The 20,329-nt window shown below is 35.4% G+C and carries 22 protein-coding genes; 10 read left to right on the top strand and 12 right to left on the bottom strand.

Translation table 11 applies throughout. The annotated features are described in order from the left end of the window. Nucleotides 1-50: 50 nt before the first annotated feature. The 4 genes from M0214_RS07630 to M0214_RS07615 all read right to left on the bottom strand — a co-directional run bounded on the left by M0214_RS07630 (nucleotide 51) and on the right by M0214_RS07615 (nucleotide 5,676). Entirely contained in the window at nucleotides 51-761 is a 711-nt protein-coding gene (locus M0214_RS07630) for a zinc metallopeptidase (RefSeq protein WP_248724875.1), read from the bottom strand. Nucleotides 762-944: 183 nt separating this feature from the next. Further along, the gene (gene ald, locus M0214_RS07625; protein ID WP_248724874.1) at nucleotides 945-2,045 is read right to left on the bottom strand and encodes an alanine dehydrogenase; all 1,101 of its coding nucleotides are present in this window, start codon (nucleotides 2,043-2,045) and stop codon (nucleotides 945-947) included. A gap of 215 nt (nucleotides 2,046-2,260) precedes the next feature. After that, nucleotides 2,261-2,536, bottom strand: coding sequence for a SemiSWEET family sugar transporter (locus tag M0214_RS07620; RefSeq protein ID WP_248724873.1), 276 nt, complete (start codon nucleotides 2,534-2,536; stop codon nucleotides 2,261-2,263). A gap of 224 nt (nucleotides 2,537-2,760) precedes the next feature. After that, nucleotides 2,761-5,676 (bottom strand): leucine--tRNA ligase, encoded by a 2,916-nt coding sequence (locus tag M0214_RS07615; protein WP_248724872.1) that lies wholly within the window; start codon nucleotides 5,674-5,676, stop codon nucleotides 2,761-2,763. A gap of 314 nt (nucleotides 5,677-5,990) precedes the next feature. On the opposite strand from M0214_RS07615, the gene M0214_RS07610 reads away from it, so the two are divergent. Continuing rightward, on the top strand, nucleotides 5,991-6,869 hold the full coding sequence (locus tag M0214_RS07610) for an ABC transporter permease (protein WP_248724871.1): 879 nt from the start codon (nucleotides 5,991-5,993) through the stop codon (nucleotides 6,867-6,869). 60 nt (nucleotides 6,870-6,929) lie between these two features. Beyond that, on the top strand, nucleotides 6,930-7,184 hold the full coding sequence (locus M0214_RS07605; RefSeq protein WP_248724870.1) for a DUF3098 domain-containing protein: 255 nt from the start codon (nucleotides 6,930-6,932) through the stop codon (nucleotides 7,182-7,184). A 53-nt stretch (nucleotides 7,185-7,237) separates the two neighbouring features. On the opposite strand, the gene M0214_RS07600 is transcribed toward M0214_RS07605, so the two are convergent. Further along, nucleotides 7,238-8,380, bottom strand: a complete 1,143-nt coding sequence (locus M0214_RS07600) for a glycerate kinase (protein ID WP_248724869.1) — start codon at nucleotides 8,378-8,380, stop codon at nucleotides 7,238-7,240. 77 nt (nucleotides 8,381-8,457) lie between these two features. On the opposite strand from M0214_RS07600, the gene M0214_RS07595 reads away from it, so the two are divergent. Genes M0214_RS07595 through M0214_RS07585 form a run of 3 tightly spaced genes read left to right on the top strand, consistent with a single transcriptional unit; the run spans nucleotide 8,458 to nucleotide 10,711 of the window. Continuing rightward, nucleotides 8,458-9,252, top strand: a complete 795-nt coding sequence (locus tag M0214_RS07595) for an undecaprenyl-diphosphate phosphatase (protein ID WP_248724868.1) — start codon at nucleotides 8,458-8,460, stop codon at nucleotides 9,250-9,252. A 3-nt stretch (nucleotides 9,253-9,255) separates the two neighbouring features. Continuing rightward, the gene (gene truB / locus M0214_RS07590) at nucleotides 9,256-9,954 is read left to right on the top strand and encodes a tRNA pseudouridine(55) synthase TruB (RefSeq protein WP_248724867.1); all 699 of its coding nucleotides are present in this window, start codon (nucleotides 9,256-9,258) and stop codon (nucleotides 9,952-9,954) included. 34 nt (nucleotides 9,955-9,988) lie between these two features. Continuing rightward, nucleotides 9,989-10,711, top strand: coding sequence for a hypothetical protein (locus M0214_RS07585; RefSeq protein WP_248724866.1), 723 nt, complete (start codon nucleotides 9,989-9,991; stop codon nucleotides 10,709-10,711). Here M0214_RS07585 and M0214_RS07580 read toward each other — a convergent pair. Further along, on the bottom strand, nucleotides 10,695-11,312 hold the full coding sequence (locus M0214_RS07580) for a thioredoxin family protein (RefSeq protein WP_248724865.1): 618 nt from the start codon (nucleotides 11,310-11,312) through the stop codon (nucleotides 10,695-10,697). The genes M0214_RS07585 and M0214_RS07580 overlap by 17 nt on opposite strands. Before the next feature lie 91 nt (nucleotides 11,313-11,403). On the opposite strand from M0214_RS07580, the gene M0214_RS07575 reads away from it, so the two are divergent. From M0214_RS07575 to M0214_RS07565, 3 genes are read left to right on the top strand one after another with little or no spacing between them, the layout of a single operon-like run. Further along, complete coding sequence (locus tag M0214_RS07575; protein WP_248724864.1) at nucleotides 11,404-11,970, top strand: DNA-3-methyladenine glycosylase I; 567 nt, start codon at nucleotides 11,404-11,406, stop codon at nucleotides 11,968-11,970. Further along, nucleotides 11,957-12,532, top strand: coding sequence for a hypothetical protein (locus tag M0214_RS07570; protein WP_248724863.1), 576 nt, complete (start codon nucleotides 11,957-11,959; stop codon nucleotides 12,530-12,532). Before M0214_RS07575 ends, M0214_RS07570 begins: the two co-directional genes overlap by 14 nt. Then, nucleotides 12,519-13,196 (top strand): DUF2490 domain-containing protein, encoded by a 678-nt coding sequence (locus M0214_RS07565; protein ID WP_248724862.1) that lies wholly within the window; start codon nucleotides 12,519-12,521, stop codon nucleotides 13,194-13,196. The genes M0214_RS07570 and M0214_RS07565 overlap by 14 nt, the downstream gene beginning before the upstream one ends. A gap of 1 nt (nucleotide 13,197) precedes the next feature. On the opposite strand, the gene aat is transcribed toward M0214_RS07565, so the two are convergent. The 3 genes from aat to M0214_RS07550 form a co-directional block, all read right to left on the bottom strand. Then, nucleotides 13,198-13,830 (bottom strand): leucyl/phenylalanyl-tRNA--protein transferase, encoded by a 633-nt coding sequence (gene aat / locus M0214_RS07560; RefSeq protein ID WP_248724861.1) that lies wholly within the window; start codon nucleotides 13,828-13,830, stop codon nucleotides 13,198-13,200. A gap of 147 nt (nucleotides 13,831-13,977) precedes the next feature. Continuing rightward, nucleotides 13,978-14,355: a DUF3127 domain-containing protein gene (locus tag M0214_RS07555; protein ID WP_248724860.1), complete on the bottom strand. Its 378-nt coding sequence runs from the start codon at nucleotides 14,353-14,355 to the stop codon at nucleotides 13,978-13,980. A 28-nt stretch (nucleotides 14,356-14,383) separates the two neighbouring features. Beyond that, a complete protein-coding gene (locus M0214_RS07550) occupies nucleotides 14,384-15,256 on the bottom strand; it encodes a flavin reductase family protein (protein WP_248724859.1) in 873 nt (290 codons plus the stop codon). Nucleotides 15,257-15,377: 121 nt separating this feature from the next. Here M0214_RS07550 and M0214_RS07545 point away from each other — a divergent pair, with 121 nt between their 5' ends. Beyond that, the gene (locus M0214_RS07545) at nucleotides 15,378-16,529 is read left to right on the top strand and encodes a PAS domain-containing sensor histidine kinase (protein WP_248724858.1); all 1,152 of its coding nucleotides are present in this window, start codon (nucleotides 15,378-15,380) and stop codon (nucleotides 16,527-16,529) included. Here the strand turns inward: M0214_RS07545 and M0214_RS07540 are convergent, their stop codons facing one another. Next, nucleotides 16,530-16,922: an HIT family protein gene (locus tag M0214_RS07540; RefSeq protein WP_248724857.1), complete on the bottom strand. Its 393-nt coding sequence runs from the start codon at nucleotides 16,920-16,922 to the stop codon at nucleotides 16,530-16,532. A 5-nt stretch (nucleotides 16,923-16,927) separates the two neighbouring features. Further along, the gene (gene greA / locus M0214_RS07535; RefSeq protein ID WP_248724856.1) at nucleotides 16,928-17,404 is read right to left on the bottom strand and encodes a transcription elongation factor GreA; all 477 of its coding nucleotides are present in this window, start codon (nucleotides 17,402-17,404) and stop codon (nucleotides 16,928-16,930) included. A 170-nt stretch (nucleotides 17,405-17,574) separates the two neighbouring features. Between greA and M0214_RS07530 the strand changes: the two genes are divergently transcribed. Next, nucleotides 17,575-18,003 carry a hypothetical protein gene (locus M0214_RS07530; protein WP_248724855.1) on the top strand — a complete coding sequence of 143 codons (429 nt, stop codon included), beginning with the start codon at nucleotides 17,575-17,577 and terminating at the stop codon, nucleotides 18,001-18,003. 50 nt (nucleotides 18,004-18,053) lie between these two features. On the opposite strand, the gene M0214_RS07525 is transcribed toward M0214_RS07530, so the two are convergent. Further along, entirely contained in the window at nucleotides 18,054-20,261 is a 2,208-nt protein-coding gene (locus M0214_RS07525; protein ID WP_248724854.1) for a TonB-dependent receptor, read from the bottom strand. Nucleotides 20,262-20,329 lie beyond the last annotated feature (68 nt).

Raw genomic sequence — 20,329 nt, 5'->3', positions numbered from 1 at the left:
AAAAAAAGCTCTGATTTTTCAGAGCTTTTAGTTTTTATCTTTATTAGTGATTAATCTCTTGCAGCAACCACCTGAAGTGCCCAATATAATAAAGACGCTATAGCACCAATCGCCGCAACCAAATAGGTGCGTGCAGCCCATTTAAGAGCGTCTTCAGAACCTTTATATTCCTCTTGAGATACCATATTCTTATTTTTTAACCACGCCAAAGCTCTTTTACTGGCATCGTATTCTACAGGTAAAGTAACGACACTAAAAAGTGTAGCAAACCCCATCATAATTAGGCCAGCAATAGCTATCCAATAGCCCATTCCACCAACAGCATTAGACACCATTAATGCGATACCACCAAAAACTACCCATTGGGACATACTAGATGTGATTTGCACTACTGGCACCAATTTAGAGCGCATAGTTAAATACTCATACGCTGTGGCGTGTTGTACTGCATGCCCAACTTCGTGTGCAGCAACTGCTGCTGCGGCCGCATTACGCTGACTGTAAACAGCTTCACTTAAATTTACTGTTTTATTCTTGGGATTATAGTGATCTGTTAACCTACCAGGTGTTGAAATAATCTCAACATCATAAATACCGTGGTCAGAAAGCATTTTTTGAGCTATTTCCGCGCCACTCATACCATTACGCAATTGAACTTTTGAATACTTCTTGAACTTCATTTTCAATTGGTTACTCACCAACCAACTTACTAAAGAAATGGCCCCTATAAGGATATAATACCCTGTGTATCCTGTCATCATGATTAATACATTTTAATTTTTATTAAATATAGCAATAATTACACCACTATTGTACCTCTGAAACTTTGTCAGATTAAGCGAAGTTACTTTTTAACATAATTTAACTTCACACATCAAATTCTCAAATAAAAAAACTCCAGTAAAATACTGGAGTTCTTCGCTATTAATCAACTCAAATACCACCTAAGCCATTTCGAATTCTAAATCGAAGGCTTCGGCAATTTCTTTATAAACAATTTTTCCTTTTACAACATTTAAGCCTTTAGCAAGAGACTTATTGTTTTCGCAAGCTTTTTCCCATCCTTGATCGGCCAGTTTAATCACATAGGGCAATGTCACATTCGTTAATGCCATAGTTGATGTGTAAGGCACAGCTCCCGGCATATTGGCCACAGAATAATGTACCACATCATCAATAATATAAGTTGGTTCTTCGTGGGTTGTTGGTCTGGTAGTTTCAAAACAACCACCTTGATCAACAGCAACATCGACTATTACTGTACCAGGACGCATGTCTTTAAGCATATCCTTTGTAATTAATTTTGGTGCTTTAGCTCCTTTTATCAGCACACCACCAATGATTAAATCGGCATCCTTTATGTGTTTCCTAATATTATATTCACTCGAAAATTCGCTAATAACATTATTAGGCATAGAATCACTTACATAGCGTAAGGCTTTCATATTTATATCCATAATAATGACATAAGCCCCTAGACCAGCAGCCATTTTAGCTGCTTGATATCCAACAACACCTGCTCCTAAAATTAAGACCTTAGCTGGCGGCACACCAGGTACGCCTCCAAGTAGAATACCACGGCCTTGTATTGGTTTTTCTAAATACTTTGCACCCTGCTGGATAGACATTCTTCCAGCTACCTCAGACATTGGTATCAACAACGGTAACGAACCATCTTCTACCTCTACAGTTTCGTAAGCTATACAAACTGCTTTACTGGCAATCATAGCCTTAGTTAAAGCCTCACTAGAAGCAAAATGGAAATAGGTAAATACAGTATGGTGCGGTTTTATTAAAGCATATTCTTTTTCTATAGGCTCTTTAACCTTTACAATCATATCGGCTGCATCGTATACCTCTTCGATAGTATCAAGTATGGTAGCACCAGCGCTTGTGTAATCCTCGTCAAAAAAACCACTATTAAAACCTGCATTCTTCTGCACAAAAACATTATGATTTCGTTTTGTCAATTCAAAAACACCCGAAGGCGTCATCCCAACACGGTTCTCGTTATTTTTGATTTCAATAGGAACACCAATATTCATGTTATTATAATTTTTTAGTCATTCTTTAAAAACGGTTACAAATTTATAACAAAAGTTTTTCAATAGATTTAAATAAATTCAAATATTTCAATGTTTAATATAAAATTTAACGTTTCATTATGACTGTTCTGAAATAGAAAATATGCTAGATATTTCCAGCACCCTTAGGATAAAAGAATATAATACGCAAGTAAATAAAATTGAAGTGTATTTTACTAACGTTTGCTATACTTAATTTTGAAGTAAAGCAATAAAAATGAAGAAACAACAGTGATGGAATTGGCCAAAATCATAGCAATACTTTTCACTAAAATACCATAGATAAGCCAAAATAGAATCCCAATAAAAAAAACAAGAAACATGGGAAGGGAAAAGGATTCCACATCTTTTGTTTTCCAAGTTTTATACACCTGAGGCAAAAAGGCCGCCGTGGTTAAAACAGCTGCTATTAAGCCTATGATTTCGATGTAGTCTATTTTGAAAACCTCCATATTTCCTCTTAAGATACTGTTGTCATTCTGAATTTATTTCAGAATCTTATCCGATATGAGAACCTGAAACAACACTTCGACTGCGCTCAGTGTGACAAGGTTGACAAATAGCTGTCATTGTGAGGAGCGCCTAAGCGCGACGTAACAATCTCTTTGGTTATAAAACGCACTAAATAATTTAACAGATTCTCACGCTCGTACCTCGCTCAGAATGACGGTTATCATTATCCTACTATATTTACAATCTTGCCAGGTACCACAATTACCTTTTTAGGTGTGCACCCTTGTAATTGATCTTTAGTTTTCTCAAAATCCAAAACAGCCTTTTCTATGTCTTCTTTACTCATATCTAAAGGCAATTCCATAGTGAAACGCATTTTACCATTGAATGATATGGGGTAATTTTTACTGCTCTCCACTAAATGATTCTCGTCAAATTCTGGGAAAGGTGCTGTTGAAATCGACTCTGTATTACCTAAGGCGCTCCACAGTTCCTCTGCAATATGTGGCGCATAGGGAGATATCAAAACTAACAATGGTTCCAAAATAGCTTTAGAATTACACTTTTGAGCTGTTAGTTCATTAACCGCAATCATAAAGGTAGATACTGAGGTATTGAACGAGAAATTCTCAATATCCTCCTCTACCTTTTTAATGGTTTTATGAAGTGTTTTTAAGCTATCTTTAGTAGGTTCTGTATCAGTAACTTTTAGTCCGTTATCATCAAAATACAACTTCCACAATTTCTTCAAGAAGCCATGAACACCCGTAATACCAGAAGTGTTCCAAGGCTTGTATTGCTCTAAAGGCCCTAAGAACATTTCGTAAAGACGTAAACTATCAGCACCGTAGTCTTCGCAGATATTGTCTGGGTTCACAACGTTGTATTTAGATTTGGACATTTTTTCAACGTCTCTTTTACAGTGAAATTCATTATTTTTCCCTCTAATAAAGGTAGCTCCTTTAAATTCAACTCTCCAATTCTCTAATCTAGAAAGTTCAACTTCTGTATTACCTTTTAGAGCACTAACATCAATATGGATTAACCTTGAATTTTCAATGTTTATTTTACTTAAGTCAATCCCTTTAGACACTAAGATTCTTTCAGCTTCCTCCCATTCTGAAAAAGTTGAATCTATAAAATCAGACCCTTCTAAGAAGTCTGATGAAAGATATACTTTTTCATTATTATCAGTGATAATTTCACGAATGAAAGCACTGGTCCCAAGTATCATCCCTTGGTTGATCAGTTTTTTTGCATACTCATCATGCCCAACATAACCTTTATCGAACATAAACTTTTGCCAAAAACGCGAGTATAATAAGTGCCCCGTAGCATGCTCTGAACCTCCAATATATAAATCTACTTGCTGCCAATAATCAATGGCTTCTTTCGAGAAAATAGCATCCTCATTATGTGGGTCCATGTAACGGTTAAAGTACTGTGAACTTCCTGCCCACCCTGGCATGGTATTCAATTCCAACGGAAACACAGTCTCGTTGTTAATCAAATCGTTAGAAACAACTTCATTCTTAGTTGTATCCCAAGCCCAAACGGTGGCGTTTCCTAATGGTGGCTCACCCGTTTCGGTTGGAAGATATTTTTCAACTTCTGGTAATTCAATTGGTAAATACTCTGTGTCAATCATTTGTGGCAAACCATTCACATAATACACAGGGAATGGCTCTCCCCAATAACGCTGACGGCTAAACACAGCATCGCGTAAACGGTAATTGGTTTTTCCTTCGCCTTGTCCAATTTGCTCCAATTCGTAAATAACGCGTTTGGTAGCTTTTTTATAGTTCATGCCGTTAATGAAATCACTATTGGCAATAATTGTCTTGTCTTTATCTGCAAAAGCCTCTTCTGAAATATCAACGCCTTCAAAAATGTTAGGAATGTCAATCCCGAAATGTTTAGCAAAATCGTAATCACGCTGGTCTCCACAAGGTACCGCCATAACAGCTCCTGTTCCGTAGCTAGCCAACACGTAATCACCAATCCAGATTTGAATTGGCTCTTTGGTAAACGGATGTTCTGCATAAGCCCCAGTAAACACACCAGAAATGGTCTTTACATCAGACATTCTATCGCGTTCACTTCGCTTAGACGTGGCTTCAATATAAGCCTCCACCTCGGCTTTCTGCTCTGGTGTCGTGATTTTAGAAACTAAATCATGTTCTGGAGCGAGTGTCATAAAACTTACTCCGAAAATGGTATCGGGACGTGTAGTGAAGACTTCAATAGTTTCGTCATGCCCATTAACGTTGAAGATTGCAGAAGCACCAACAGATTTTCCAATCCAGTTACGTTGGCTTTCCTTTAGAGAATCTGTCCAATCTATAGTATCCAATCCTTGAAGCAATCGTTCGGCATAAGCAGAAATACGCATACTCCATTGAGTCATTTTCTTTCTAATAACAGGATGGCCACCTCGCTCTGAAACACCATTTACAATTTCATCATTAGCCAACACGGTTCCTAAAGCTGGACACCAATTCACTTCGGTTTCAGCCAAGTAGGTTAAACGGTATTGCAGCAATATATTTTGTTGCTCTTCGGGAGTTAAACCATTCCAGTCTTCAGCGGTAAACCCATCAACATTATCATCACAAGCGGCATTTACATTGGCGTTACCTTCGGCTTCAAATATTTTGACCAATTCTGAAATATCTTCAGCTTTGTTAGAATCATAATTAAACCACGATTCGAACAATTGGATGAAAATCCACTGCGTCCATTTGTAATATTTAGGGTCTGAGGTTCTTACTTCACGAGACCAATCGAATGAAAAACCAATTTGATCTAACTGACGACGATAGGTTGCTATATTTTCCTTTGTGGTAATCGCGGGATGCTGTCCAGTTTGAATGGCATATTGTTCGGCTGGCAACCCGAAAGAATCATAGCCTTGAGGATGCAACACATTAAAGCCTTTGTGACGTTTATAACGCGCATAAATATCTGAAGCGATATACCCTAAAGGATGCCCAACATGAAGCCCTGCCCCACTTGGGTAAGGAAACATATCCAAAACATAATACTTAGGCTTATCACTTTCGTTCTCAGCTTTAAATGTTTGGTTTTCTGCCCAATACTTTTGCCATTTAGCTTCTATCTCGTTGAAATTGTATTTCATGACTTTTCTAAAATATTAACGTCATTGCGAACAAAGTGAAGCTATCTGTTAATTAAAAGATTGCTTAGTCGTTTCTCTCCTCGTAATGACGGCTTCAAGGCTGCAAATTTAAACTTATTATAACACTATTAAAAGTTAAACGTTGTAAATAAACAAATTGAGAAGTATACTCGAATTTTAATTAAGAACACGCCAAAAGCATGAGAATCGCAATATAGCGGGAAAGACAGTTTTTATTGAAATCAAAAGACTTAGGGCTTTTGAAGTTTCTTTTCATTTTCTTTTATATTTTTACCACATTAATCCAATAATCCATGAGCTCTTACTACGAAAAACAGCAAAAACGCCGACTTATTTCTTCTTATTTTTCTGTTGTTCTTAGTATTGCATTAGTCTTGTTTTTACTGGGCCTTTTGGGCATTGTACTCTTAAATGCCAAGAAAGTTTCAGATCATTTTAAAGAACAAGTTGTACTTACTATATATCTAAAAGAAAATACCAAAGAGGTTGAACTAAAACAATTAGAAAAAAGTTTGGCCATGAGCGATTACGTCAAATCTACAGAATATGTCTCTAAAGAACAGGCTGCAGAGTTTATGAAAGCAGAAACAGGCGAAGATTTTATGGATTTTGTGGGATACAACCCGCTACAAAACTCTATCGACGTTCATCTAAAAGCAGATTACGTAACTTCTGAACACCTTGAAATGATTTCGCGTGAAGCGCTAAGTAAAAAGTTTGTTGAAGAAGTAAGCTACGATAACGATCTGGTTAACCTCATGAACGATAACGTTAAAAAAATAAGCTTTTGGGTACTCATTATAAGTGTTTTGTTTACGGTAATTGCTGTGCTTTTAATAAACAGTTCGTTAAGGTTATCTGTATACTCCAAACGCTTTACCATTAAAACCATGCAAATGGTTGGGGCGACAAAGCAGTTTATTCGCAGACCGTTTATTTGGAAAAGTATCCGTTTGGGGATTATAGGAGCGACCATAGCATTAATTGGTATGGCCATAGTTTTTTATTACCTAAACCAAACCTTTCCAGAATTGGAGTTAATGAATAACATTGTTCTTATTGGGCTACTTTTTGTTTTTGTTTTTGCATTAGGAATTTTAATCACTTGGCTAAGCACCCATTTTGCAACCCAACGATTTTTAAATTTAAGAACCGATGAACTTTACTATTAGTTTTTATTTAACACTAAGTTTTAAATAAATGCTTTAATTTGCACTAATTCTGAAGAAGACATGGGAGAAAAAAAACGAAAAGAAACCGCTAAAACAACCTTCATATTTGGTAAAAAGAACTATAAATTCATGTTTATAGGATTGGGCTGTATTGCACTTGGTTTTATTTTAATGTCTGGTGGTGGTAGTGATGACCCTAATGTTTTTAACCCTGAAATATTTTCTTGGAGGCGTATACGCTTAGCTCCTGCTCTGGTTTTACTTGGTTTTGGCATTCAGATTTATGCTATTCTTCTGAATCCCGACAAGAAGTAGTTTATTGTCATTCCCGTGAAGGCGGGAATCCACTAGTTCAAAACGGAACTTTCTTAAATAGATTCCTGCTTTCGCAGGAATGACAGAGCAAATTCTTCTGCCATTAGCTTTACGTAGTTATAACTATTTTCCATAGCATCATTTAAAGATTTGACCTTCTCGATAACTGAATCTGCGTAATCGATTCCCAAATTGGTTAATTCTTCATTCGAAATATCAATAGCACCACAAAATGCCGCTACTTTAATACTTTGCGCTTTCGCGGAATCCAAAACCCCTTGAATGGCTTTTCCAGATAAAGTTTGAGAATCCAATTTTCCTTCACCAGTTATAATCCAATCGGCACCCCTAATTTTTTCATCAAACTGAGCCAAGTTTTTTATCAATTCAATCCCGGGTTTTAATTCGCCCTTTAAAAATACCTTTGAAGCAATTCCCATTCCTCCTGCTGCTCCTGCTCCTTTTACAGATTGTGGATTTACATGAAAGACTTCTTCTATTATTTTAGAAAAATCTGAAAGCCCCTTATCCAGCATTCTAATATCTTGCCAAGAAGCTCCCTTTTGAGCAGCATAAATGTAGGCTGCCCCCTGGTCTCCATATAACGGATTTGTAACATCGCAAGCCACCTGAAAATCAACTTTATGTAATCCTGGATGTACCTTAGAAACATCTATGAATTCTATTTTAGACAGATTGGTACCTACTGGTTTTACTTCCTCAGTATTAGAGTCTAAAAACCGATATCCTAAAGCGCTAGCCATACCAATACCACAATCGTTAGTTGCACTACCACCAATTCCTAAAATGATTTTAGTCGAACCTTTTGCTATAGCATCTGCAATCATTTCTCCTGTACCAAAAGAAGTTGCATTTTTACAATCATAGTCTTCGGGACTTAACAACTTTAACCCAGAAGCCTCAGCCATTTCAATAAAAGCTGTTTTTGTAGGTTTTGAAAACAAATATACAGCCTGTACAGATTGAAAAAAAGGATTGTTCACCATAACGCGTACCTCATTTCCATTGAGATAATAATTGACAACTTCAATAGTTCCATCTCCTCCATCTGCAAGTGGCGTTTTAACAATTTCTAAATTTGGTATCATAGATTTTAGTCCTTCGGAAACTGCAAGGCAAAACTCTAAACTCGAAAGCGAATTTTTAAACTTATCGGGTGCCAAAACGATTTTCATAAATCTAAAATACCAATTATTAAATCATTAACGCATTTAACCCCTATTTGTACTTGTATTTTAATATTTTTGCGCCTATGGATATTATTGACTCAATTATTTTAGGCATTATTCAAGGGCTTACTGAATTCTTACCTGTTTCCTCAAGTGGACATTTAGAGTTGGGAAAAGCAATTCTGGGAGACAACTCAATCCCAGAAGAGAGTTTGCTTTTTACAGTTGTGCTTCATTTTGCTACAGCTTTAAGCACCATAGTCGTGTTTAGAAAAGATGTTTTAGATATCATAAAAGGCTGCTTAAAATTTAAGTGGAATGAAGATTTACAGTTTGCTTCTAAAATTGCTATTTCCATGATTCCAGCTGCTATTATTGGTTTTACCTATGAATCTCAATTTGCTGAATTGTTTGGAGGCAACATTAAACTTGTGGGTTTCATGCTTATTATTACAGCTTTATTGCTTTATCTGGCCGATAAGGCAAAAAACACAAACAAGAAAGTGAGTTTTAAAAATGCTTTTGTAATTGGTGTTTCACAAGCCATAGCTATGCTACCTGGGATTTCCCGATCTGGAGCGACAATATCTACATCGGTATTATTGGGTAATGACAAGACCAAAGCAGCACGATTTTCATTTTTAATGGTAGTTCCTTTAATCTTTGGGAAAATTGCCAAAGACATCTTAAGCGGAGAAATCTCTACCGAGAGTCATAATTTCACCGCTCTAACGGCTGGGTTTATAGCAGCCTTTATTTCAGGACTTTTTGCATGTACCTGGATGATAGCTTTGGTTAAAAAGAGTAAACTTTCCTTTTTCGCCATTTACTGTGTTGTTGTGGGGATTATAGCAATTGCTGTTTCATTTTTAAATTAATTTATGACAGCTGAAGATTTTCAATCTGGACAGGTATTATTGATTGATAAACCGCTTGAATGGACTTCTTTTCAAGTAGTCAATAAACTACGCTGGAAAATTAGAAAGACCTTCAATGTCAAGAAGATTAAAGTTGGCCATGCTGGAACCCTAGACCCTCTAGCGACGGGACTTTTGGTTATTTGTACAGGAAAAAAAACCAAAGAAATAAATAATTATCAAAGTCAGATTAAAGAGTACACAGGAACTTTTACCATTGGAAGCACGACACTTTCTTTCGATTTGGAAACCGAAATAGACAAACAATATTCAACAAAGCATATAACAAAAGATTTAATTCTTGAAACCACACAGCAGTTTATTGGTAATATTGAACAATTCCCTCCTGTTTTCTCTGCAATAAAAAAGGATGGTAAACGGCTCTATGAATTTGCAAGAGCAGGAAAGGATGTTGAGATTAAATCGAGAACAATTAATATTTCGGAATTTGAAATTACTAAAATCGAAGGTCTTAATTTAGATTTTAGAGTAGTTTGTAGTAAGGGCACCTATATTCGTTCATTAGCCCATGATTTTGGAAAATCTTTGAATTCTGGAGCTCACTTATCGGCATTAAGGCGCACCAAGATTGGTAATTTCTGCGTTAATGAGGCTATGACTGTGGACAATTTCATTGAAAGCCTAGACGACCAAACCCCTTAATTTTACGTATATTGGGTACATAAAGTAAGTTACTTTGCGTCTCTCAGATCAACATAAAGCCCTGTTAATAACCGTTCTTATTTCTGCAACGGTAGTCCTTTCTGTTTTTAGCTTTAGTTTAAAAAAACAAAGTAATGGTATTGCCGAGAGCTTTTATGAGATTAAACCTGAAGAAGAAATAACCGAAGAAGAGTTAAAGGTTTTGGAAGCCTTAGACAAGCTAAATAATTCTAAAGCTGAAACCAATCAAGCTTTTAATTCATCGCAAAAATCAAATAAATTTGCTCAAGCCTACAAAGCCATAGCCCCACCAGAGGACTATGTTCCAAATCATACCGATTTTAATAGCGAGGAAACTTTAAAGAGTTTAAAGGATAGATACAAGAACAATCACAAAGAAGATGTGAGCGACAAAGCCCTATCTCAATTCGATAAAGCAAACGACGTTTTAAAAAAACAACAGGAAGAAGCCAATAACGCGAATAGCACCATAGGCTTTTCACTAAAAGGACGATCAAAAGTACATATACCAATTCCCATTTACCTTTGTGAAAACAACGGAAAAATAGTCGTAAACATTACTGTAAACGCCTCAGGTAAAGTTACTGATGCTTATGTTAACACAAACTCTAATTCTGACAATGAATGCTTAATACAACATGCATTAGAGTACGCAAAAGCATCTGTTTTTAGTAAAGACGATTCAAAACCTAGTCAAATAGGTTCTATCACATTTCACTTTATCGGCAAAAACTAGGTTGGAATTTACACAACTTTTCGGTGATATCTTCTACTATTGTTAGTCCCCGGTCATTATTGTACCAATGCTGCAAATCTTCTTTAAATTGAGCTGTTAGTGCTCCATTAGCAGCCTTGAATCTATTTACATAACCTGTAGCTTCACTTGGCCTTGGTCCGTAAGTATCCAAAACTGTTCCTGTTTCATCATCAATCATAATCACTTTTGGAATAGCTTCGCCGCCATTGGTCAAGAACATTCCTATTAAATCTTTATGCTCATCTCTTAAAACCAATCGCATATCTATGTTGGGATTCAATTCTGCTATTTTATTCAACATAGGAATGACATGAGCAGCATCGCCACACCAACTTTCTGTTATCACTAACCAAGTAATCTTATCGTTAAAATCTGCTATAAGTTTTTGTGCTTTTTCATCCACCTTCAACGTTTTGTCCCATCTTTTCATTCTTCGATTATTAAGTTTTGTAAAATTAATTCTCGATTCACTTTTTTCAACTCCTGTTGTATCTTCAGCTTCAACCAAATGCATTACAAGTTCCCTGTAAGAGGCATAAGACATACTGTTTTCGATGGCTGTTTTTATAGTTGCATTCATAACAAATACTTTTTTATGACGAGACAAAATTAGTATCTTGGGTCTCCTTATTAGATGACTTTTGTCATGCAAGGAAAGTAAAACTTACAATATGTGTAAAATAAAGCGGTGTGATTGGTGCAAAGGCGATCCTCTTTATGAGAAATATCATGATGAGGAATGGGGAGTACCCGTTTTTGACGACCAAATTTTATTCGAATTTTTAGTTTTGGAAACATTCCAAGCTGGACTAAGTTGGATCACTATTTTACGTAAACGCGAAAATTTCAGAAAAGCATTTGACAACTTTGACTTTAATGTGATTTCAAGGTATAACCAAGATAAAATAGATACACTGCTTATGGACGCTGGAATTGTAAGAAATAAATTGAAAGTGAATGCTACAGTTACAAATGCCAGAGCTTTTATAGATACTCAAAAAGAATTTGGCAGTTTTAGTAATTATATTTGGAACTTTGTTGATGGCAAGCCTATAAAGAATAAGTTTTCAAGCCTGTCTGAAGTACCTGCCAACACACCTTTAAGCGACAAAATAAGCAAAGACTTAAAGACACGTGGATTTAAATTCGTGGGCACCACAGTGGTATACGCCTTTATGCAAGCTACTGGAATAGTAAATGACCACCTAACAAACTGTTTTAGATATGATGAAGTTTAGTTTTTTGTTGTTTTTATTCGTGTCCTTTTCATTTTCTCAAACTAAAAACGAAAAAGAAGAACGTGTGGCACCTTCTGATTTTCCGGCAATGGCTCGCAACCACTTCAACGGAATTGCAGATGAGGTGAATTATTTAAAGTTTTACAAAGAAACCGATGGCAACAAACTAAGCTACGAAGCTAAATTTAAATACAAAAGAACGTACTATAGTGTAGAGTTCGATAGCCTCGGGAAATTAGAGGATATTGAGGTTTTGGTAAAGAAAAAAGATATCCCTAAAACCACACTTAAAAAGATTTACGATTACTATGACAAAAAATTCCTGAAGGTTCGATTTATAAAAATTCAGAAGCAATATGTAAATACTACAAAACGTTCGGATAAACAGTTTATAGATTTTATTTTACAAAAACCAAACAACAGGTATACACACTTTGAAATAATTGCCGAAATAAAAACCAAAAAACATCACGAGTTAAGAGAACTCACCTTTGATAGACACGGAAATTTTGAAAAATCGAGGATTGTCACCTCCTCGTCTTACGAACATGCGCTTTATTAAAAAACTCATCTACACATTATTATTCTTCATAAATATTACGGCTTTTTCACAAAATGAACTAGAAGCTCTTGGTGAAACCGCCATTGCATTAAATCATAAGGTTTCTGACACTTACGATGTAAATTTTAGTCTAAGAAGTCGGTATTTCCTATTTGATGAGAATCTGCAATATACCCAACAGCAATTAGATGTTTTTCATTTTTCAACATTTAAATTGAACTTTATTCACAAATTAAGCCTTGGCTTTTATTACCGTAATCGCGATTGGTTTGAATCTGGCAGTGACGAACTTCGTTTCATGCAGCAATTCGCGTTTATTAAACAACGGCTTGGAGTTCGTTATGGGCATAGATTTCGTTTTGAACAACGTATATTCGATAACTTTACGGCTTTTAGACCAAGATACCGATTTGCCGTAGATTTCCCTTTGAACGGTGAAAAACTCGATATTGGAGAAACCTATTTTATTGGAAGCACAGAAACACTTTTAAGCCTTAGTGAAAAACGGTCTCCATTATTTGACCAAAGATTTACATCTCAAATAGGCTGGCAGGTAAATCAGGGTCTAAAACTACAAAGCGGTCTCGAATATCGTCTTGAAAGCTACAATATTAGCTCTAAAAACAATCTTTACCTCTTAACTTCGGCTATTATTAAAATATAAACTATTTGCCGTTCAAATAGTTTAAGAACACAGATCTAGGTATTTTTTCTGCCCCAAGACGCTCCAAATGTTCTGTATATACCTGACAATCTATTAGCTTGTAATTACTATGTTTTAAAAAATATATCAACCCGACCTTACTGGCATTGTTAACCATAGAAAACATACTTTCTCCAGAAAACACGCCATTGTTTAAATCGACACCATATAAACCACCTACAAGTTCATTATCTTCCCATACCTCAACAGATTTTGCGAATCCCAACTCATGTAACTTCATGTAGGTATTTATCATATCATTTGTAATCCAGGTATCAAGTTGATCTTTTCGTTTTATTTGTGCACAATACTTAATTACACGTTCAAAATCTTTATTAATTGTAACCGTAAACTTAGTTTTCCTAAGTAACTGTTTCATGCTTTTACTTACCTTTATTTTTTTTGGAAATAAAACAAAACGTGGGTCGGGGCTCCACCATAGAATTGGTTCTTGAGCTTCAAACCATGGGAAGATACCAGATTTATATGCCAACAAAACACGCTCTACTGTTAAGTCTCCCCCTATGGCCAACAAGCCCTCTGGAGAAGCTTTCTTTACATCTGGAAACCACAATTCTTGACCTAGATAATACATATTGTAAAATTAAAAAACCTCAACAAATTAATGCTGAGGTTTCTATATTACTTTTGGCATAACCATCTAGTTAAACCAAACTAATTTTAAAAGGATAATAATAAACTCAGCCTAACTAATTTTAAAAAATAAATTAGCTGAATTTATTTAGAAAGGTAAATCGTCATTATCATCAGTATTCAACTCTCCCGCAGGCTCAAAAGCGTCCATTGGAGGTACTGGCGGCACATTACCTGCTGCTGTATCTTGTTGCAAAGCTTCTATACGCCACCCTTGAATAGAATTAAAATATTTGGTCTCTCCTTGTGGGTTTACCCATTCTCTTCCTCTTAAATTGATATTTATTTTTACTTGCTGTCCTACTTGATAATTATTTAACAAATCTGTTTTATCTTGAACAAATTCGACCATAATATGCTGAGGATATTGCTCTTCTGTAGTTACAACAATTTCTCTTTTTCTAAATCCATTTGCTCCGAATGTTTGAGTTTCCCCAATCACTTTAATTCTTCCTTGAACTTCCATTAATTACTATTTATATCTAAATTATTACTTATTTACTTAACAATATTTTCCAAGCACTTTCTACATCTCCAAAACTCAAATAATTACGGGCCAGTTTGTGTTTTTCCCTGTGAGTAGCTGTTTTTATATTAGGGTAATTCTCCGCAACACTTTCAATAAAAGCATTGACTTCTTCAGCACTCGGTAACTTATCTACATTTGCTAACATCCCTAAATCGTTACCAGTTAAAATCATGCTATTCTTTACATGTTCTGGCATACTATCAACACCAATACCTAAAGTTGATATGGGTTTAGGAATCTCAAAAAAACCTTTTTTTGCCCTACTATAATAAGCCCCACCAGCACGCGCGACCAAATCTAACTTATTTTGGTTTATGGATTGGTCATCATTCAACACATCGTCATCAATGTGTAGTTTTAATACTTCACATATTACTAAATTGCCTGCACCACCTTCACTCCCCAATGTTATTACTTCATTAACCTTACATTCAAACTGCACTGGAGATTCAGCTACCCTCAAAGGCTTTACCAAATCAGACTTAAGCATGCTCAATCCAGCTTTTTCAAATTCATTAACGCCTTTTGGGTATTCCGAACTACTTAATGACACTTGATGTACCAAATCAAAATTCACAATATTTATAACTACCTCTTTAGTAGCAAGAACATTTTCTAATGTGTGTTTTACGGTATTATCTCTAACTCTTCGTGCTGGCGAAAAAACCAAAATAGGAGGGTTAGCACTAAACACATTGAAAAAACTGAAAGGCGACAAATTAGGTCTACCCTCTTTATCAACGGTACTTGCAAATGCTATTGGCCTGGGAGCTACAGCACCCAATAAATAGCTATGCAATTTACTGGTTGACAAGTCTTTTGGTTCGAATGACGCCATAAAACTTTTTCGTTTTAACAAATGTAACTAATATCAATAGCAACTAAAAACCTATTTACTAACAACTCAGGCAATAATATTAACAGATTTGCATTATATTACTGTTCAATTTAAAAACTAGATGAATTTAACTAATCATCAAAACACATTTCGCTGGATAATAGTAGGCGCCTCCTTTATTATAGTGATGTTTATTCTATGGAAAACTTATGAGTTTTTTCAGTTATTTAAGTATGAAGAGCGGGTTAAAATAGAAATATGGGCAAAAGCTCAATCGGATATCATAAAAACCGGAGATCTTAACTCCGATATGGGAGATTTACCCCTTAAGGTCATAACCAGTAACAAAACAACGCCCATGATCATGGTTAATCGCGATGGGAGCATTGATCATAACAACATTGACCCTGTAAAAGCCAAGGACTCACTCTATATAAAAAAGCTAATAACAAAATTTAGCACAGAAAACGACCCCAAAGAAGTTATTTTCGATGGTAAAGTATACAACACTATTTATTATGGAAATTCACCATTACTTAACAAGTTGAAGTACTATCCTCTGGCTTTAATTCTTATTGTAGTTTTGTTTGGCGCTGTAATTTTCTTCTTCTACAGTAGCAACAAAAATGCAACTCAAAATAAATTATGGTCTGGAATGGCGAAAGAAACGGCCCATCAAATTGGAACCCCGTTATCCTCTCTTATTGGTTGGACCGAAATTTTAAAAAGTGAGCAGGTTAATCCAGAATATATTCAAGAAATTGAAAAAGATGTTGACCGATTAAAAACTATTACCGAACGCTTTAGTAAAATTGGATCCTTACCAACTTTAGAAACTGCTAATATTGTTGAGGAAACCGTTAGCTCTTACGACTACTTAAAATCTAGAGCTTCGAACTTAATTGAATTCAACTTGGTAGCTCCAGATAATTATATTCCTGTTGAGCTGAATAAACAGCTTTACAGCTGGACCATTGAAAACCTTGTAAAAAACGGTATAGATGCCATGAAGGGACGAGGCAAATTAACCATTGAAATTTCACAACTCGAGGATAATGTAAACATAAACGTTAGCGATACAGGTAAGGGTGTCCCAAAAAAACATTTTACAAAAATTTTCGAACCTGGATTTACTACCAAAAAACGTGGCTGGGGACTTGGTCTTTCTTTGACCAAACGTATTATTGAAGATTTTCACAATGGAAAAATAAAGGTTATCCGTTCTGAAAAAGATAAAGGCACGACAATTCAAATTAACTTGAAACGCTGCTAATTACAAATGAGCTCTTATTGAACTTGCTATATTTTCGAATGCTTCGGGAGTTAGCTTTGTTTTTTTGATAAAACGCGCATCTTCCATAGAATGCAAAGGAATTAAATGCACGTGAACATGAGGAACTTCTAAGCCAATTACCGAAATTCCAACGCGTTCACAAGGCACTGCTTTCTCAATAGCTAAAGCCACTTTTCTAGAAAAGCTCATTAAACCATTGTAAGTCTCCTCATCTAAGTCAAAAATTTTATCGACTTCCTTCTTAGGAATACAAAGTGTATGTCCTTTACTGTTGGGATTAATATCTAAAAAAGCAAAAAACGATTCTGTTTCTGCGATTTTATAACAAGGTATTTCACCGTTTATAATTTTTGTAAAAATTGAGGAAGCCATAAAATTTAAGCTCTGGTTATTTCTATAATATCAAATTTCATGATACCGTTAGGCACTTTTATTTCGGCTACATCACCAACAGATTTACCTAATAATCCTTTCCCAATTGGAGAATTCACAGAAATTTTACCCGTTTTTAAATCGGCTTCGCTTTCTGCAACTAAGGTATAGGTCATTTCCATACCATTAGTTTGGTTCTTGATTTTAACTGTAGATAAGGCGAGTACTTTTGAAGTGTCTAATTGAGATTCATCTATAACCCTTGCATTTGCCAAAGTCTCCTCCATTTTAGAAATTTTCATTTCTAGCATACCTTGAGCTTCCTTAGCAGCATCGTATTCTGCATTCTCACTTAAATCCCCTTTGTCTCTGGCTTCGGCTATTGCTTGAGAAGCCTTAGGCCTCTCTACATCTTTTAAATGATTTAATTCGTCTCTTAATTTTTTTAATCCTTCGGCGGTGTAATAAGATACTTTACTCATAACTTCATCGTTTAACTTTCTGGAAGCCAAGGCTTCAACTAAATAAAGATCCCGAACAAGTTCGGGACAAAAGAAAAATCCCGCTTTCACGAGATTACATAGCAAATATACAAAATATTTATATGGGTTTGCTTTTTGTCGTACATTGCATTTCATTTACACAAAAAAACATGAGAATACTTTATTGTATCTGTTTCATCTTACTATTTAATGCTTGTGACACGAGGAATGACGTTGATGAAAATTGTAGATTTTTACTAGATATTAACGTAAACTTAAGTATTAACCTAAGTTTACCACAATACAGTGAACTTCAATTTGCAGGAAATTCGGTCTATATACCTAATGTAGGAAATGGTGGAATTATAGTAGCTAGCACTGGCTTTGATTTTTTTGCTTGGGATGCCAGTGACCCAAACAAACCCCCTTCAAATTGTTCTGTGTTAGTGCCTAACGGTTTATTTGCGACCTCTGGCTGTGAGGATGAAAATACTTATAATCTTATAACAGGTGAGCCAACTGAAAACCCAAACCTAAGGTGCTCACTAAAATTTTACCGTATAGAAAGAAACGGCAACACCCTTTTAATTTTTAATTAAAAAAGCGACCCAAAATTGAGTCGCTTTTAACACTTTAACTTTATTTTGATTTAAAACCTAAGCGTGGCTCCAACTAAATAATTTGTTGTTGCTTGCGGATAAAATCCTGCACCTTCAATAGTTGTAACAACATTAGGGTCTGTCCATGTGTCATCGAAAGTAAAATAATAACCATTAGAAACATATTCTTTGTTAAAAATATTATTTACTAAGGCTGTTAAGGTAATCGACTCAAATATCCTATTGGGTTTAATTACATAGTTCAAATTAAAGTCGTTTACAAAATAACTGTCCAACTTAGAAACATCAGAGTCTACGTTACCCATATATTGTTCACCAACAAATTTACTTAACAGCGACAATTGAAGGTTTTTGGAGGGAAAGAAATTAAGTGCATTACCAATAATTAAGTTTGGCGAAAACGAGATATTGGTATCCCCAAGGTTTACCAATGCTCCATCTATTGAAGAGGTGAAGTCTTTATTCTTGTTTCTGCTTATTGCAACATTGGTTGATGTTGTAAACGCATCACAAAATTTAACATTGGCATCTACCTCTAAACCTAGTCTGTAACTTTTTCCACTAGTTGCTCTAATTGGACTACCAACGTCATCTAATCCACCTGTTAACACAAGTTGGTTTTGATAAAACATATAGTAAACATTTGTACTTAGCGCTACTTTTTCTGTATTGTGCCTCCAACCAAGCTCAATATCATTTAAGGTTTCATTTTCAGTTACACCGTTCTCAAAATCATCTCTATTAGGTTCTCTATTAGCTCTTGCGAAAGAAGCATAAAAACTATTATTTACACTAGGCTTGTATGTCAAACCAAACTTTGGATTGAAAAAACTAAAATTGGCATCTGTAATAAATACATCCCTGTCTGAATTTAACCCATCTGTTTCATAACCTACAAAACGACCTTGTAAATCGATAAAACCAGTTACAACATCAGATAATTTGAATGTAGCTTTAGAGAATACACTAAAATCGTTTTTAACAGCATCTCCAAAATAGTAGTTGTCTCTAATTTGAGTTCCCGTAGCCAGATCGCTTCCCCAAATTACCTCACCAAAATGATCACCATCATAAGTACTGTATGATAAACCTGTAATTATTTCTACGGCTTCATTCTTGTAAGTTACATTGGCATTAGCCACATAAAAATTATTATCCAACCATCTTCTAACTATAACATCAGAACCCTCTTCGATTAAATTAGCAAAATCTTCTGCAGACTCTTCAGGTTTATACTGTTCAAAATACCCCTTTCCTTTGGTGTAATTTAAACCTATGTTTGTAGACCAGTTATTGTCGAACCTTTCATTCCAGTGTAGTTGAAAATGGTCTTGCCAATAGTTATCGGTTTCATCTTCGTAGGTATAGTAATTATATCTTCTATCCGAATTCCTAAGATTTTCTGCCTCAGCATCACTTAAAAAATTATCGGCGATAAATGTTTCTACACCTTGTGTATCTCCATTAATTCTCGCCAAGGGAGTACCAAACCAAGCTTGGTATGTTCTTTCGGCACCACCAAAAGTAACCGCCTTGATTAAGGTATTTTCATCTTTATAAACCCCTTGAAGGAAAAATGCCTTTAAATCTGTAAAAGCTCTATCTATATAACCATCGGAATCTATTTTAGAAAAACGTCCGGAAACTTCAAAATGGTCATTGATTAAACCAGTACTCAATTTTACAGTATGCTTTCTGGTACTGTAACTACCAAAACTATTAGATATTTCGGCATAGGCTTCATCTGAATAAGCATCGGTTAATATATTCAAACTCGCACCAAATGCAGCAGAACCATTAATAGAAGTCCCGACACCACGTTGTAACTGTAAACTTTCGGTTGAAGAAGCAAAATCCCCAAGATTTACCCAAAATGTACCTTGGCTCTCGGGGTCATTGTAAGGAATACCATTAATTGTAACATTAACACGTGTAGCATCTGTACCACGAACACGAATACCAGAGTAACCAATACCTGCACCAGCATCACTGGTAGTGACAACCGATGGTAAATAGTTAAGTAATGTAGGAATGTCTTGCCCTAAGTTTCGTTTTGCCAATTCTTCTTTAGAAACATTAGAGTGCGTAATTGGAGAATCGGCATCTACTCTAACTGCTTTCACCAAGACTTCGTCTAATTTTTCTCTTGAAGTTGAGTCTTGTTGAATTTGATTTTGTTGCGCACTAGCGCTGACTGACAACACTAAAAGTGTTAGAAAAAGAAATAAATTTTTCATGTCGATTAAAAATTATAATCGAATAAAAAGAGGTAATTATTCTTTTGGTTAAAAATTAATACATGTGA

Origin of the sequence: Seonamhaeicola sp. ML3 (genome assembly GCF_023273855.1) — a bacterium.
GTDB lineage: Bacteria > Bacteroidota > Bacteroidia > Flavobacteriales > Flavobacteriaceae > Seonamhaeicola.
Note: the sequence above shows the minus strand (reverse complement) of the source record. Positions and strands in the feature narration are given on the sequence as shown.

Excerpts from the sequence above, each read along its gene's own strand:
- M0214_RS07630 (WP_248724875.1), bottom strand. The coding sequence starts at position 761 with ATGATGACAGGATACACAGGGTATTATATCCTTATAGGGGCCATTTCT.
- ald (WP_248724874.1), bottom strand. The coding sequence starts at position 2,045 with ATGAATATTGGTGTTCCTATTGAAATCAAAAATAACGAGAACCGTGTT.
- M0214_RS07620 (WP_248724873.1), bottom strand. The coding sequence starts at position 2,536 with ATGGAGGTTTTCAAAATAGACTACATCGAAATCATAGGCTTAATAGCA.
- M0214_RS07615 (WP_248724872.1), bottom strand. The coding sequence starts at position 5,676 with ATGAAATACAATTTCAACGAGATAGAAGCTAAATGGCAAAAGTATTGG.
- M0214_RS07610 (WP_248724871.1), top strand. The coding sequence starts at position 5,991 with ATGAGCTCTTACTACGAAAAACAGCAAAAACGCCGACTTATTTCTTCT.
- M0214_RS07605 (WP_248724870.1), top strand. The coding sequence starts at position 6,930 with ATGGGAGAAAAAAAACGAAAAGAAACCGCTAAAACAACCTTCATATTT.
- M0214_RS07600 (WP_248724869.1), bottom strand. The coding sequence starts at position 8,380 with ATGAAAATCGTTTTGGCACCCGATAAGTTTAAAAATTCGCTTTCGAGT.
- M0214_RS07595 (WP_248724868.1), top strand. The coding sequence starts at position 8,458 with ATGGATATTATTGACTCAATTATTTTAGGCATTATTCAAGGGCTTACT.
- truB (WP_248724867.1), top strand. The coding sequence starts at position 9,256 with ATGACAGCTGAAGATTTTCAATCTGGACAGGTATTATTGATTGATAAA.
- M0214_RS07580 (WP_248724865.1), bottom strand. The coding sequence starts at position 11,312 with ATGAATGCAACTATAAAAACAGCCATCGAAAACAGTATGTCTTATGCC.
- M0214_RS07575 (WP_248724864.1), top strand. The coding sequence starts at position 11,404 with ATGTGTAAAATAAAGCGGTGTGATTGGTGCAAAGGCGATCCTCTTTAT.
- M0214_RS07570 (WP_248724863.1), top strand. The coding sequence starts at position 11,957 with ATGATGAAGTTTAGTTTTTTGTTGTTTTTATTCGTGTCCTTTTCATTT.
- M0214_RS07565 (WP_248724862.1), top strand. The coding sequence starts at position 12,519 with ATGCGCTTTATTAAAAAACTCATCTACACATTATTATTCTTCATAAAT.
- aat (WP_248724861.1), bottom strand. The coding sequence starts at position 13,830 with ATGTATTATCTAGGTCAAGAATTGTGGTTTCCAGATGTAAAGAAAGCT.
- M0214_RS07555 (WP_248724860.1), bottom strand. The coding sequence starts at position 14,355 with ATGGAAGTTCAAGGAAGAATTAAAGTGATTGGGGAAACTCAAACATTC.
- M0214_RS07550 (WP_248724859.1), bottom strand. The coding sequence starts at position 15,256 with ATGGCGTCATTCGAACCAAAAGACTTGTCAACCAGTAAATTGCATAGC.
- M0214_RS07545 (WP_248724858.1), top strand. The coding sequence starts at position 15,378 with ATGAATTTAACTAATCATCAAAACACATTTCGCTGGATAATAGTAGGC.
- M0214_RS07540 (WP_248724857.1), bottom strand. The coding sequence starts at position 16,922 with ATGGCTTCCTCAATTTTTACAAAAATTATAAACGGTGAAATACCTTGT.
- greA (WP_248724856.1), bottom strand. The coding sequence starts at position 17,404 with ATGAGTAAAGTATCTTATTACACCGCCGAAGGATTAAAAAAATTAAGA.
- M0214_RS07530 (WP_248724855.1), top strand. The coding sequence starts at position 17,575 with ATGAGAATACTTTATTGTATCTGTTTCATCTTACTATTTAATGCTTGT.
- M0214_RS07525 (WP_248724854.1), bottom strand. The coding sequence starts at position 20,261 with ATGAAAAATTTATTTCTTTTTCTAACACTTTTAGTGTTGTCAGTCAGC.